The organism is Shewanella holmiensis (assembly GCF_025370255.1).
In the GTDB taxonomy this organism is placed as follows: Bacteria; Pseudomonadota; Gammaproteobacteria; order Enterobacterales; family Shewanellaceae; genus Shewanella; species Shewanella holmiensis.
Genome location: NZ_JAMTCD010000004.1, coordinates 1 through 14,329 on the forward strand (window position 1 = coordinate 1; position 14,329 = coordinate 14,329).

13 protein-coding genes and 2 pseudogenes are annotated in these 14,329 nt (G+C 41.1%); 7 read left to right on the forward strand and 8 right to left on the reverse strand.

What is annotated here, in order from left to right; genetic code table 11:
- Positions 1–567: 567 nt before the first annotated feature.
- The 3 genes from NE535_RS04225 to NE535_RS04235 all read right to left on the reverse strand — a co-directional run bounded on the left by NE535_RS04225 (position 568) and on the right by NE535_RS04235 (position 3,434).
- The gene (locus tag NE535_RS04225) at positions 568–864 is read right to left on the reverse strand and encodes a hypothetical protein (RefSeq protein WP_261297435.1); all 297 of its coding nucleotides are present in this window, start codon (positions 862–864) and stop codon (positions 568–570) included.
- A gap of 88 nt (positions 865–952) precedes the next feature.
- Positions 953–1,672: a LytR/AlgR family response regulator transcription factor gene (locus tag NE535_RS04230; protein ID WP_261297436.1), complete on the reverse strand. Its 720-nt coding sequence runs from the start codon at positions 1,670–1,672 to the stop codon at positions 953–955.
- Positions 1,673–1,685: 13 nt separating this feature from the next.
- A complete protein-coding gene (locus NE535_RS04235; protein WP_261297437.1) occupies positions 1,686–3,434 on the reverse strand; it encodes a sensor histidine kinase in 1,749 nt (582 codons plus the stop codon).
- 188 nt (positions 3,435–3,622) lie between these two features.
- On the opposite strand from NE535_RS04235, the gene NE535_RS04240 reads away from it, so the two are divergent.
- The 7 genes and pseudogenes from NE535_RS04240 to rsgA all read left to right on the forward strand — a co-directional run bounded on the left by NE535_RS04240 (position 3,623) and on the right by rsgA (position 9,790).
- Complete coding sequence (locus NE535_RS04240; protein WP_261297438.1) at positions 3,623–4,912, forward strand: serine hydrolase domain-containing protein; 1,290 nt, start codon at positions 3,623–3,625, stop codon at positions 4,910–4,912.
- Positions 4,913–4,955: 43 nt separating this feature from the next.
- Complete coding sequence (locus tag NE535_RS04245) at positions 4,956–5,123, forward strand: hypothetical protein (RefSeq protein ID WP_261297439.1); 168 nt, start codon at positions 4,956–4,958, stop codon at positions 5,121–5,123.
- Between the two features lie 264 nt (positions 5,124–5,387).
- Positions 5,388–6,378: pseudogene (locus NE535_RS04250) on the forward strand (transposase).
- 457 nt (positions 6,379–6,835) lie between these two features.
- Positions 6,836–7,318: a hypothetical protein gene (locus NE535_RS04255; RefSeq protein WP_261297440.1), complete on the forward strand. Its 483-nt coding sequence runs from the start codon at positions 6,836–6,838 to the stop codon at positions 7,316–7,318.
- Between the two features lie 149 nt (positions 7,319–7,467).
- Positions 7,468–7,647: pseudogene (locus NE535_RS04260) on the forward strand (transposase); the annotation flags it as partial.
- Between the two features lie 172 nt (positions 7,648–7,819).
- Positions 7,820–8,656 carry a helix-turn-helix domain-containing protein gene (locus NE535_RS04265; RefSeq protein ID WP_261297441.1) on the forward strand — a complete coding sequence of 279 codons (837 nt, stop codon included), beginning with the start codon at positions 7,820–7,822 and terminating at the stop codon, positions 8,654–8,656.
- An 87-nt stretch (positions 8,657–8,743) separates the two neighbouring features.
- A complete protein-coding gene (gene rsgA, locus NE535_RS04270) occupies positions 8,744–9,790 on the forward strand; it encodes a ribosome small subunit-dependent GTPase A (RefSeq protein ID WP_261297442.1) in 1,047 nt (348 codons plus the stop codon).
- Positions 9,791–10,485: 695 nt separating this feature from the next.
- On the opposite strand, the gene bamJ is transcribed toward rsgA, so the two are convergent.
- The 5 genes from bamJ to NE535_RS04295 all read right to left on the reverse strand — a co-directional run bounded on the left by bamJ (position 10,486) and on the right by NE535_RS04295 (position 14,324).
- Positions 10,486–10,956 (reverse strand): BamJ family beta-barrel-assembly machinery protein, encoded by a 471-nt coding sequence (bamJ, locus tag NE535_RS04275; RefSeq protein ID WP_261297443.1) that lies wholly within the window; start codon positions 10,954–10,956, stop codon positions 10,486–10,488.
- A gap of 96 nt (positions 10,957–11,052) precedes the next feature.
- Positions 11,053–11,430, reverse strand: a complete 378-nt coding sequence (locus NE535_RS04280) for a DUF1294 domain-containing protein (protein ID WP_261297444.1) — start codon at positions 11,428–11,430, stop codon at positions 11,053–11,055.
- Positions 11,427–12,077, reverse strand: a complete 651-nt coding sequence (locus NE535_RS04285) for a YceI family protein (protein ID WP_261297445.1) — start codon at positions 12,075–12,077, stop codon at positions 11,427–11,429. The genes NE535_RS04280 and NE535_RS04285 overlap by 4 nt, the downstream gene beginning before the upstream one ends.
- Before the next feature lie 54 nt (positions 12,078–12,131).
- Positions 12,132–13,253, reverse strand: coding sequence for a DUF418 domain-containing protein (locus tag NE535_RS04290; protein WP_261297446.1), 1,122 nt, complete (start codon positions 13,251–13,253; stop codon positions 12,132–12,134).
- Between the two features lie 186 nt (positions 13,254–13,439).
- Positions 13,440–14,324: a prohibitin family protein gene (locus NE535_RS04295; RefSeq protein WP_261297447.1), complete on the reverse strand. Its 885-nt coding sequence runs from the start codon at positions 14,322–14,324 to the stop codon at positions 13,440–13,442.
- Positions 14,325–14,329 lie beyond the last annotated feature (5 nt).

The following is a 14,329-nucleotide window of genomic DNA, read 5'->3' on the forward strand; positions in this document are numbered from 1 at the left end:
CTTGTTTCGGCACCGTTTGCAAGGAGATTCTGTGACATGGTTGTTGGCCAAATTTTAGTAATGCTACATAGTGACTGTAATTACGGTGGCGATTCATCTTCATAAAGCTTAAAGTGTTAACTTAACTATTATTTTATGCTTGCTAGCGAAGGGATTTGGCATGTCGGTTATTCGTCATATTGATATACAAAACTTTAGAACAATTAAAATCTTTCTTGGAATCCAAAGCTTGGGCTTAACTGTCTAATCGGGCCAGGGGATTCTGGTAGGTCAACAATTTTAGATGCCATTGATTTGGCTCTAGGTGCAGGATGCTCTTACTCATTCAACGATGCAGATTTTTACCAATTAGATACTTCATCTCCATTGACTATCACAGTGACAATTGGCCAGCTTCATGATGAGTTAAAAATGTTGAACGATATGGTTTTTTCTTCGAGGCTTTAATTTTGAGACCAAAGAAATCTTTGACGAGCCACCTAATCGAAAAATTTAGTTGAAAGCTCACTTTGGCTAGATAAAAGTCTAAGTGGCTAAATTCGCCCAAAGCTATACCCTGTAGTTTTTCTATACGTTGTTTTGATAGAGTTTTTCAGTCGCATTCTTAAGTTTAGCGTGCGGGATGAACTGATCTGCGATGGTTAAAATGGCGTGAATATTATTCGTCAATTTTTCGACTTCCAATTCGCCCGGTTTTATAGCGGTTTGCAGCAGATGAATTGCCATGTCAGCAAGCAGTATTCTTTGTTTTTCGAGCCACTGCTCATCGTCTTTTTTTGCTGTATTGCTCAAGTAACTACTTTCAACAATATTGTGCAGTTTGCCACTTTCTTCGATCAATTCTTTACGTTCAAAGTCGTTCATATAGTATTCTTCTTAAGTGTTATGGAGCCTATAAAATCGCGACAATTTTCTATACATTGCGTGCTATTCAAGCCTCTCGATTAAATAGTTAAATACCGCTTAACTGTTTTCTTACTTGTTCATACTTCGTTCTTCCGACAGGAACTTCCTCTCCTGAATTGAGCAATAGTGTGTACTTACTTCCTTCTTGGATTCTAACAGACTTAACTTTTCGCATATCGACCAGATATGAGCGGTGAACGCGCATAAAGCTTTCGGGAAGTAGTTGCTCAATTTTCTCAATGTTTTTACTGTGCAGCACTTTTGTTGGCATGACTTCATCCGAAGAGGAGAGATTAAGCCAAGTGTAGTGACCGTCTGCTTGAATATAATTAATGTCTTCGAGGGATATCAGCTGGAGCTCTCCGGCTTTTTTTACGCTTAAATATTTACAGCTATGGTATTCGCTTTTTCGGTTGTGTAACAGTCTCTCAAAAGCCTGGATAAGCCGTTCTTTGGTAAAGGGTTTGGCGATAAAATCTAAGACGCCATACTCAAAAGCTTCAATTGCTTTTTCTGCATAAGCCGAAATAATAATGGTATGAAATGCCGCTGCAAGTTTACTTTTTAATAGTGTGAAGCCATCACGGCCCATTAAATTCAAGTCAAGCAGTAAGACATCAATGGTATTTTCGCTAAGGAACGATTCGGCATTATCGATATCATCAAAGCAGATTATTTTGGGGGATTTTGCAATCAAGATCTCTGCAGTAAGACGTTGGATACGTTGCTGTATGAGTGGTTCATCTTCAACAATGACAATTACCATATCGTTCTCGTTATTAATTTGCTGTTGTGTTGATGTTTAAGTAGCTGATCTGTGATATCCAGTTGTCACCAGACTCATAGCTGGCAAACTCGGCTTCTTTTTGATTCAACTCGGCTAGTTTAGCATGAATAAAATGGTTTCCACTGCCTGTACCTTGGTGGTTGGTGTTGTTTTCGATCGGTGTTATCAAGGTCAAATTTACCTGTCTACCTGCTTGAGTTACCTTAAGTTCGAAGGTTCTATCACTGGATATTTTGTTATGGGTAAAACAGTTCTCTACCAAACTATGCAATATAGCAGAGGGGACCCAAATCCCTTCCACTTCGCCAACTACCGCTAATTGATAATCTTTCTGATAGCGGATTGACATGATTTGTATATGGTTTTTGCATAAGGCAATCTCGTCGAATAGCGGGACATAGTCTTGCTCGTTATGCTGAGTCAGTTGCCGGAATTCCTGACTTAAAGCAGAAATCAAGACAAGGGCATCCTGTGGTTTGGTTTCGATCAGTTCCATTAACTGAGTTAAACAATTCATCAAAAAGTGTGGCTGCATGTTACGTCTAAGCAGTTCAGTTTTGATGCGCTCCGCTTTTAATGAACGTGCTTTGTGCTGTCTCATTTCTTTGATTAGTGCCACCAACATGGTGATAACAATAGCGATAAAAAACATCGCAAAACCAAACTCTACAAAATATTCGGGGTAGAAAATAATGAAGCCGATACCAATGAGGATAAGCACAGAAACGGCTTTACCTTGTCCACTTTTTCTTATTTGCAGCAGGTTAATAACAAGCGACCAGAATAAAGCAGCAAAGAAAAGAACCACACTGGTGGTGTCATAACTAAGATCCAGTAAGGAAATAATGATCAAGCTTATTAGGCTGGATGTTACCCATATTTTGACCTGCTTAAGTCTAAAGTATGCGACGTAAAACATAGGTAGCAAGAAACTTGTAATGAAGGTAAGCACAAGGATGACAGACAGCCGCAGTGCATGCCAATTGTAGGGATAATCTAACCAGAACTTTGCTTGTTCTACGCTTAATAGAAGCGCGGCGAATAAGCATAGAACACTGAACATTTGATAGGATTTTTCTGCTTGATACAGCCAATTTACCAGTTGAAAGATAACAAACAGAATCACTAAGACACCGATGAAAAAAGCACTCAACATGCTCACCAATAAAACCATATTAGCTAACTTTTGTTCATCGACTATGGCCAATACATAGCCGATAGAATCGAGCTCTTTGCCAACCTTGAAAGTCGATATGGTTGCACTCAACATGTGCTCCCCATCGTTCAATAAGTCATCTGATAGTCTTACCAAGGTTTTTATTGTCCCTGGATCTTCATCAATAAACGACCGTGCAGGTAAGCCATTTGAAATCAGCGGTTTATTGTCCCATCTAAAATCTGTGGAACCTAACATACCAACTAATAACGAAGGGTTGCTCGATAGTGTTTCCCGCTGAATATTGATCTTTGCTCGCAGACAAAAAAACTGGTTTTGAGGCAGTTCACTGAAGCTAATATGTTGCCAGTCACTTTGGTCTACTCCGGAGGCGTGACATTGAATACTTGTGCTGGATTCATTGCTTTTTATGGGCCTTATTTGAATCTGAGTAAATACATTGTTCGGCATGCTTGGGCGATATTCAGTATCTGCCGAGTTGTTGTTTTGTGACCACGCCGGTAATGCAGAGAAAAAAATAAGCGCAACATGCAAAAGAAAGATGATTGGTTTGTATTTGCCCATGTTTCGATCCGGTTTTTATTTATACCGTGCATTCTACGTTAATTAACCCGAAGTGAAATGTCGTTGATGATGTTCACGAGCAGTTGAAGCATTTCTGTCACCAAACTAACCACCTGAAGCTTATTGTGATGACCAGTCAAAAATGAATATCGGTTTTTGTGAGCCGAACAACATAGCGAGACACTGTCATGATGAATTTTGTTAAATGGGTATCGGTCGTTCTGGGTGTGATGAGCCTCTGGGTTTTACTTAATGTTGTATCAACCACCCAAGGCTGGTTTAAAGAACCCATTGCTCCGACCAATGATAACGCCTCTTTTATGGCTGAAGCGGTTAAATCAATCAAAACTGAAGCCAAGGGAAACGGTATTTTTGTCTTAATCAATGAGGGAAAGGTATTCGATGAGTTTTCCTATTCTAAAGGCGAAACAGTGACAACAGACACAGTATTTGGTGTTGCTTCATTGGGCAAGTGGGTCGCGGCTTATGGTGTTATGAAACTTGTCGAGCAAGGTAAGCTTGATTTAGATGCGCCTGTAGCAAATTATCTCACGCGTTGGCAATTGCCGCCTAGTCAGTTTGATAACGAACAAGTCACCATACGCCGTTTGTTAAGCCATACCGCGGGGATAACCGATGGCTTAGGTCACAATGGTTTTTCAAGCGCAGAACAAGTACAAGCACTTGAACAGCATTTAACCCAAGCCTTAGACGCCGATGAGGGAGTTAACGGCCAAGTATTGGTAGGTATTGAGCCTGGTACTCAATTTAAGTATTCGGGTGGGAGTTACAATTTACTGCAACTGATTGTTGAAGAAGTTAGCGGTATGTCCTTTAGTGCTTACATGCATCGTGCAGTGTTTGAGCCACTGAATATGACAAAGACCAGTTATGACAAAGACCAGTTTGGTGGCAATTTAGCGCAATACTTCGACGATAAAGGCACCGTTAGGCAGTATCCTTATTACACTTCATTGGCTGCAACGGGCTTGTATACCAGCGCGAATGATCTGGTCAAATTCTTAAACCACAACATTACGCTTGCAGAAATGGAAAGTAACACTCCCGATTTACTTTCTGCATCGACGCTTAAACAGATGCGAACCCCAAACGCGACTAGCATGGGAATAGATATTTGGGGCTTAGGCGTCATGCTGTTTGCCAGTAATAATGCTGGCGATTTTATAATTGGGCATGGTGGGCAATCACCTTCTTTGAATGCAAGCTTGCGTGTAAATCCTAGCACAGGCAACGGCATCATTATGTTAACGACTGGTAACAGTGCGCTGGCCGCTGATACTGCTACACAATGGACGTTGTGGGAAACCGGTAACCCAGATATGTACATGCTGCGTCACATGATCCCTAAAATGTTAAAAACAGCAGCTATTGGATGTTTGGTCATTTTTGTTCTGAGCCTGCTGTATATATTTATGGCTCGACGCAAAGCAAAGAAGTTTGTGATGCAAATAAAATAAGAATTGCCAATCAACTTAACAATCTTTGATAAGGAAAAATAACATGAATAAGCTCTCAAAATTTGCAGCTATCGTGCTGGTGATTTTTTTAGCTGGATGCGCCGCTCCAGTAATTGTTTATGAAATCACCTCAGAAGTTCAAGAAGGAAAGCGGGTTGATAAGGAAAATAAACATACCAATGCTAATACACAAGAATTGAAATTTAAGTGACTAATTTAATGAAAGATAAATGTTTCATTGTGGGTGTAATTTAATTTGCATGTTTGTTAGCCATTTAGAGGAAGTTATTAGTGAGTACATTGAAGTTTTTTTGTTTTTTGATTTTAAAAAATAATTGAGACATCCAAGATTGTTGGCTGATTTTAAAAAATAATTGATACATCCAAGGCTAAATAATTGAGATACCCAAGATTGTTGGCTAAATATTAAGCGCTGAACTACGCTTTATTTACGCTTTTAAAATGGTAAATAAAGATGGCCAGACCAAGACAAACTATCGTTAGCCTAGATGATACGCCTTACTATCACTGTTGTTCGCGTGTGGTACGTAAGGCGTTTTTGTGCGGCTTTGATAAATCAACGGGTGAGAATTTTGAGCATCGGCGCGAGTGGGTTGATTCACGCATTCTAGAGTTAGCGACCGTCTTTGCTATTGATATCTGTGCTTATGCATTCTTGTTAATAAGCAGGGAGCAATCATTTACATGTCGTGGTTAAAGTCGATGCTGACAAAGCAAAAAAGTGGTCAGATAAAGAAGTGCTCATTCAATGGCACAAGGGCTTTAAAGGTACGTTACTCACGCACAAATACCTTAAAGAGGAAGACCTTAACCAGTTTGAACTTCAAACGGTTAACGAATGCATTACCGAATACCGTAATCGCTTAATTGATATCAGTTGGTTTATGCGCTCACTCAGTGAGCCTATAGCCAGAATGGCTAACAAAGAAGATAAATGTACCGGAAGATTCTGGGAAGGCAGATTTAAATCTCAGGCTTTGCTTGATGAAGCCGCAGTTTTAGCCTGTATGGCTTATGTCGATTTAAACCCAATTCGTGCTCAAATGGCCGCAACCCCTGAAAAATCAGATTACACCAGTATTCAGCGCCGTATCAATTCAGCAATGAAAGGCGAGCAACCACCAGAGCTATTACCGTTTGTGGGTAATGAGCGACTTAATATGCCTAACGGGCTTATGTTCAGCGTGAAAGACTACATCGTCTTAGTTGAAGATACCGGTCGGATAATTCGAGAAGATAAGCGTGGTGCCATTAGCTCAAGTAGCCAGGACATACTGAATAGACTCAACATCCCCGCAGAGAATTGGCTTAAAATCACTACTGAATTTGGTGCATTATTTAAAGGAGCTGTCGGAGCATTACCCGCATTAACTGAATATTGTGAGCATTTAGAGCGAAAGCGACGACAAGGCGCTGCAAATTGTCAGCGCTGGCTGTGCGCTTAAGTCATCATCCCCAATCAAATTACAATTCTTTTAACACTTGATGGTTAACAAGTTTTTCTGATGTGCTAAATTTCTTAGATGACCATAAATCACTCATTTAAGGATAATATTTTAGCCATATCGATAAAAATTGATGAGTTGAACACATCGATCGTAACCCTCGCCAAAGCCATGAAAACGAGTTATGTTCTTTGTTCAAAAAATGGGTGGCATTTTTGTGTTGTTTCTATTTGCCTAATGTTTGGCTCTACCGTAAAGCGACTAACAATGTATGGGTATACAGTCGTATTTAAAATTAGATGCTTTTGAGTGTTTTCAACCTCATTAGTTTGCGCGTTTTTCCAGCCAAAAACAAACAAAATCATTTTAAATCATTGATGTATAACTTTTCAAAATTAGATAATAGGTTTGGAAAACGCGCATGCGCGTTTTTACTGGTCTAATGAGGTAAACGCGCATGCGCACTAATAAAATGTTAGAGTGCAAGAGAGAAATGGTGCTAGATTTTAAAATTAAACACAGGGAAGGTAGTGAAGATAACGGAACGGTTGTGCACGAAAGTTATTCTTCTGACTTCACGATAGATGGAAAATCACTTTTGGCTGAACTAGTAAGTAAGGCTGGTGGTCACGGTGATTTCCTCGGCTGCTTCGCAAGAGGCTGGGATAATCTAAATAAGCACAGTTTAAAACAGCTTTTACTTCAAGAGCCGCCTGAAACTGAGTCTGGCAGAAGCCTAATTTATGTTTGTCCAGAGTGCGCTGATATAGGTTGTGGCGCTTATGGGTGTAAAATCACCAAAGTTGGCGAGGAGTATATCTGGAGTGAATTTGCATACGAGAATGGGTACGAGGATCCGGATCCAATCAAGGAAATAGGCCCCTTCAAGTTTAGCGTTACAGAATATGAAAACGTCGTCAACTGTGCTTTTGCACTCTAACAAGCCAAATCACGCGGATGTCAAAACCGCCGCTTCGCTCTGGTTTTGCCCCCGGTGTTTGGTAAAGATAATTCAGACACCCAAGATTGTTGGCTAAATATTGAGCGATAAACTGCGCTTTATTTACGCTTCTAAAATGGTAAATAAAGATGGCCAGACCAAGACAAACTATCGTTAGCCTAGAAGATACGCCTTACTATCACTGTTGTTCGCGTGTGGTACGTAAGGCGTTTTTGTGCGGCTTTGATAAATCAACGGGTGAGAATTTTGAGCATCGGCGCGAGTGGGTTGATTCACGCATTCTAGAGTTAGCGACCGTCTTTGCTATTGTTCAAAAAATGGGTGGCATTTTTGTGCCTGGCTGTTAAACCGAATTGTTCGGATTGAATTTGACTCCAAATAAACCGTCAACCCTTTACGAGACCCTAGCAGGGGATTATTTATGCTTGTGCTGATCTGGTTTATAGTATTAATTCCCTATCCAAGCAGTCGGTGAACGGCATGAACCATTGGCTACAACCCCCTCAATCCTCTCGCATTGCCAAATATGTTGAATGCTACTGGTTGATCGAAAAACTCCATGATTCAGAGTGCTTTCAGTATCCAAAGCTCAACCCTGATCCTTCGGCGCATTTGATTATTTCGCCTCATAGCCAAGCCTACCTTTATGATCTCAACCCCGGTACTGTTATGGGAGTTGGAAGTCATTGGCTTTATCCTCATCAACAAACCTTCGAGTTAGACCACTCTAAGGCCTTTGTTCATCTTGGGATAAAGTTCCACGTAGGCGCTCTATATTGCTTACCTGAATTTTCTGAAAACCCACTGGCACTTGATAAGGTTGAGCTAGCTAAAGACTCAATGCTGTTCAAGCAGTTGGGCGTGGATGAAAACGCTTTAATTGAATTAGCTCAAACCAATCCACAGCAATGTGTTGACCAGTTAGATACTGTACTCGGCCCTTGGCTAGAACAATGCGTTGAGGATCAGCACAGCAAGATCACCCGTAAGGCGCTGCAACATCTCGATCAAAGTACCATTTCCGGTTTGGGTGAGATGCTTTACTGCTCGCAGCGGACATTAGAAAGAAGCTTTCAGCGCACAACTGGGCTAACCCTCAAACAGTGCCAATCCATGAATCGCCTAGAGGCGATGCTAGCATACCTCTATCAACGGGATTCTACTGAGCTAGATTGGGTTGAGGTTGCGTTCATGTTTGGCTTTAGCGATCAACCTCATTTGATCCGCTACCTAAAAAAGACGTTAGGCTTTACCCCCAAAACCTATGAGAAACAGCGAGGGCTGACAATTGATGCTTATGGTGGCGTTAGCTCATAGTCAGATTAAGGTTGTCGGAAATATTCAATCATCACAGACAAGGACACTCTATGATGAGTGAAATCATTAAACGTGAGAGTACAACGCATGAGTAGTCAAATCCCAACATTTCAACAACTTGGGTGGAAACCTTTTTTTCAGCAGCAACTTAGTCTAGAAGATTTGACAGATTATAGTGTGGCTCGAGTGATTGAGCATCATCGTGACCGTGTTGTGGTTATCTCGGAACAAGGCCAGCAAAGCCTAACTTTTACAGTTAATGATGAAAAAATTTGTGTTGGTGATTGGCTGCTATTTGATGACCAACTAAGAGTACATCGAAGCCTAGAGCGTCAATCACTGTTTGAACGCAAAGCGCCGGGTTCAAAGGTCTCTACCCAGCTAATCGCCTCCAATATTGATACGGTGATGATCGTCTCTTCACTCAATCATGACTTTAGCCTGAGCAGAATTGAGCGCTACCTAACGCTAGCTCGTGAAGCGATGGTAGAGCCGGTGATCCTCTTAACTAAAGCAGATCTGTGTGAAGACGCTGACAGCAAGCGAGAGCAAGTGCAGGAGCTAGACTCCATGCTAGAAGTGCACACTCTTAATGCGCTAGATGAGCAGGATATTAAGTCACTTGAACCTTATTGTCGTAATGGAAAAACTATCGCCTTTATGGGCTCATCAGGCGTTGGCAAATCAACCCTCGTGAATAACTTGTTGGGCTTTGAATCTCAGCAGACGAGCGGTATTCGAGAAGATGACAGTAAGGGTCGCCACACCACCACTCACAGAGCGTTAAAAGTAATGTCAAACGGCGGCATTCTAATGGATACCCCCGGAATGCGTGAGTTACAGTTAGGTAGTAGTGAACAAGGGGTTAGCGAGACCTTTGCAGAGATAACAGAGCTCGCACAGCAATGTCGTTTTTCAGACTGCTCGCATGGCAGTGAACCGGGATGCGCTGTTCAACGAGCAATAAAAGCGGGTGAACTAGCAGAAAGGCGTCTGCATAGTTATCAAAAATTGCTCAAAGAGCAAGCGCTAAACGGAGCGACTCTGGCTGAAAAACGCTCTAAAGATAAAGCCCTCGGAAAGCTAATCAATAGCACTCAGAATGCCTCAAAGCAATTTAAGAAAGGTTATTGAACCGCGCTTACTTAAATGATTAATCCTGCATTTTTCCAATTGTTGTGTGTATGGAGGTATGGTTAATTAGGCATGCAGTTTATAGGTTTTGCCATACCTTAGATAATCCGTTAAATGCTGATTTAGCAAAATCGCTGACTCACAATTGTCCAAAAACGATTTAGCTTTTTATTGTCCGATTGATACCCGAAAGGTTAAATCGAAGAGATCAAATAACCAAGTGTAGATGCGGCTGAGGGTATCGAAAACAGGGATGTTTTCGTTAAGCGGTCAGGGATGACGCATAGCGTCCCGAAGCAGTATCTGCACATAAGCGAGCCGCAGGCTTTTAACAACAATGAAGATTCGACTTTAAACACAAATCCCAATTCCAACTCAGCTAAATGTTATAAGCTCAAAATGCCAACGCCTTCATTCGAAGGCCTACACACTTTTGTCTAGTTCCGAGTTATCTCTTGTGTTCCCACCGCCATCAATAAAGCTAAATCGAAGAGATAATAATGCGGTTGTAGATGAGCCAGCGAGTATCCAAAGCATGGATGCTGATTTTAAAACCAAGAGCCAGCGTCTCGCTGGCTTATTTGCACTTGAAGTCAAGCTGATGCCAATCTGATGTCAATTGTAGTCACTGTGACGTCTATGAAGATTTAATTGGATCTAATGGCTTTGGGTTCATCTATTAACCCGAGTTGAGGTTAGTTAATCTCAAATAACTCGACATCAAAAATCAACACAGACCCGCCCACAATTTTACCCGTTGAACGGTTGCCATAGGCAAGTTGACTTGGAATGTAAAAACGGAATTTGTCACCAACAGTCATTAATTGCACACCTTCGGTCCAGCCTTTAATCACTTGATTAAGTGGAAATGCAATCGTTTGGCCGCGTTCAACAGAGCTATCGAAAACCGTACCATCTATTAGCGTACCGTGGTAATGCACAGTAACATTACTTTTGGCTGTAGGGTGTTCGGTATTGTCACTTTTAGTGAGCACTTCATACTGCAAGCCAGACAAGGTTTGAATTACCCCATCACGCTTGGCGTTTTCCGCTAAAAAAGCGCTGCCTTTGGCAATGTTTTCTTTGGCGGCTTTTTGATTGTTCATCTGACTAAAAAAATAAAAAATAACTAAAGCGATTACCGCTACGGCAATGATCATGCGCATGAAAAATTCTCTTGGTTATTATCCGTTAAAATGATGCGTCAGTTTACCCTAGTTTATGCAATGGATACAGCCGCTCAGTGTTAAGGCATTTACGTTTTAAAGGGTATACAGCAGATACAAATAACTGATCCCCAGAGTAAGCACTATATTGATAACGATGGATAACCAAAACCGATATTTGAAGGCATTTTTTTGTGTTTTATGGCGAAAGTATTGTTGGGCAATAATGGCGGCTGGCCAGCCGCCGATTAAGGCGTAAAGGTATAAGGTTTTTTCACTAATACGATTGCGTTGAGTTTGGGCCGATGTTTGGTTTTGAGTCGCAATGCGCTTGTCATACCAAGTTATTATGAAACTCAACAGGTTAATGCCAATAAATAGGCTAATAACCCAGGGCGAAAGTGCATAGAATCCATAGCCGATCATTAAAAACACCAGCCAGATAACTAGCATGATTAAGGCAAATATCATCATTGTTTTAAAAACTCCGCGTAAATCTCTAGGGTTATTTCATCGCCCACGATGGGGATGTAACTGCTCATATCAAAATCAGACCGTTTAATGGTGCCTACCGCGCTAAAACCTAACGTATATTTACCTGTCATCCAGTTGTCAGTCCCGCCATGAAATGTCGCGCTGAAGGTAACGGGCTTAGTCACGCCATGTAACGTTAGCAAACCTTCAAAGGCAAATTGATTATCTGAGCTGGCAGAGTTAATCGGCGTCACTTTTTGGCTTTTAAAAAGTGCTTGAGGAAACTTTTTACTATCAAACCAAGTGCTATTTTGCAGGGTGGTTTCAAGTTTTTCATTGTTGACGTCAATTGAGCTGATTTGCACGCTGGCTTCTAGTGATGCTGCTTGCATGTTATTGGGATCAAAACGCAGTTGAGCATCAAATTGATTGAACCGACCCACATAGGTAGATAACCCTAAATGCGCTATTTTAAAAATCAATGCCGCATGATTGGGGTCTAAGGTAAATTCACCGGGTTGAAGCTGAGTGAGTTCTGGTGTCACAGACGGCGTGACCCAACTGATGCAACCTGACAGGCTAATGAGAATAAACAATATTCCGAATAAATGACGGTTTTGGCGGTTACTTTTATGAGTAGTTTGCAAGAATATTCCTTTAATCAGCTGATTGAGTGATTGCTAGCGCTAAACATTTTGTTTTTAGGTATTGATGCGTTTAGACAGCACTCGCATTAGGTATTCTAAGGGGCCTTGATTAAAAATGCGTACATATAGTGCTGCCAGACTCAGTTGTAACACACTTAATGCTATGGCAAGTAACATATAATCAATACGATCAAACGACATTTGCCATTGTGGCATCCAATGGCGTAATAACAGCACACCTAAAATAGATTGTAGAATATAAAAGCTTAATGATACTCGCCCTAGGTTTTGTAATAAGGTTAATTTTAGCGGGTTGTTTTGACAGAGTTTAACAATAATATGCCAATAAATCAGTGCGGTGGGTATAGCGCCAAGCATCATAAAAATACCTGATATTTCTTTTAACATTGCAGAGCTAGACAGGCTTAATACGCTGTCAAAACCAGAAAATATTATGCCTGTAACGGCAAATATTCCTAACTGTTTTGCGCTGAAGCCGCGGTGAAAATAGCCTTGTTTCATCAGGTATATGCCAATTAGCATTAACCCTGCGCCGTACCATAAAAGACTAATAGGGATGATTAACAGCATGTAGCCTACCATCATGCCTTGCATCATCACCTGGGTGGCGTAACTGCCGGTCCAAATATCTAACTGCTGCAAATAATAAGCTGAGCCGCGATAAAAGGGCTCGTCTTCAATGGTAATTGATAGTAATGCAATCACCACCATTGCAAGCAAGATAAATTTTATCGACTTGGCTAATAATGTTTTAGGGGCTAACGCGCAATATTTATAGGCCAGTAATCCGCATAAACCGTAGGTGAGTAAGATGTCTCCAGAGAAAATAAACACGCCATGAACCAGCCCAAATATCATAAGCCAATGTAGTCGTTTTTTGGCTGTGTGATGCGCAGTATCATCATTGCCGGCTTTACAAAATTGGAGCGATAAACCAGCACCAAACAACATCGAAAATAAACTGATAAAGCGGCCTTCAAATACAAAGTTACTGATAACTTCAATGACTATATCGGCCGTTTTTTCGGGGTGATGCGGTGCATAACCGTAGAAATTATTTGCCATGAAATAAATATTTAAAAACAAAATTCCCAGTAATGCAAAGCCTCGAATGGCATCTAGGTTAGCTAATCTTTCTGGGGGTGTTTTGATCACGGGTGTGGCAATGCTAACCAGATTGTCAGGCGTTTGGGGCTCGTTGGGAAGGGGATTGCTATTAATGATTGAATTCCTTTTTATCATTGATGTTAATCACGTCATAAATAAAAATAATTTGCCTAACAAATTGCTTTGAAAGGCAAAGTAAATCTTTTGACGCTTATTTACCTAATAAGCGATTTGCTATTTATTTTTTTGCACTTCTAAAAATGGAATTGTCCCTGTTGGCAACATAGTGGTTGGCAACTTCCCATCCCAGCGCTCGGCTTTAGTCAGTTCAACTAAATTTTGATTTTGAGCCAAGGCTTCTGCGCGGATTTTAATTGCTGATGCTTCAGCATCACCTTTAATACGAATACTCTCCGCTTCAGCAATGGCGCGGGCCAATTGTGAATCGGCTTCAGCTTGTGCCTGAGTGACAGCAATTTGCGCACTGACTCGTTCTTTTTCAAGATTTTGTAATTGGGTTTGCACTTCAACTTCGGCGCGCATTCTGTCTTCTACTGATTTTTCATAGGCGTTACTAAAATCAATATTTTCAATTTGCACCGAGCTAATCGTCACCGGCCCCTTTATTGACTTTGTAATAGCGTCAGTGACATCAATGCCAAACTTAACCCTTTCTTGCACCGCAGAAATCGCGGTGTATTTACCAAAGATATTTTCAACTTGGGTAGGCACCTGGCGGTCTAACAATCTTGACACCATAGAATCGATACCCTTGAAGTTCGCATAAACTTCTTCAACCCTGTCTGGCGGCACACTAAAAGTGACGGATGCTCGCAGTGTTGCAGGCTGTTGATCGCGGCTATAAGCTTGCAGCGCTTGATAACTGGCAGTATGAGTTTGAGTAGAGATTTTGACGACTGTATCGATTAACGGAATTTTAAACCCTAAGCCTGGTTCGGCTGTATCGATAATTTTACCATTGCGCAGTAATACTCCTCGTTCACCCTGATCGACCGTATACCAACTGCCATAAAGACCTGTTAATAAACTGACAAAGATAACCCCTGGAATGATTTTACTTAAATGATTGTCGCCTGTTGTTAGACCATTTTTTAACATTGTGC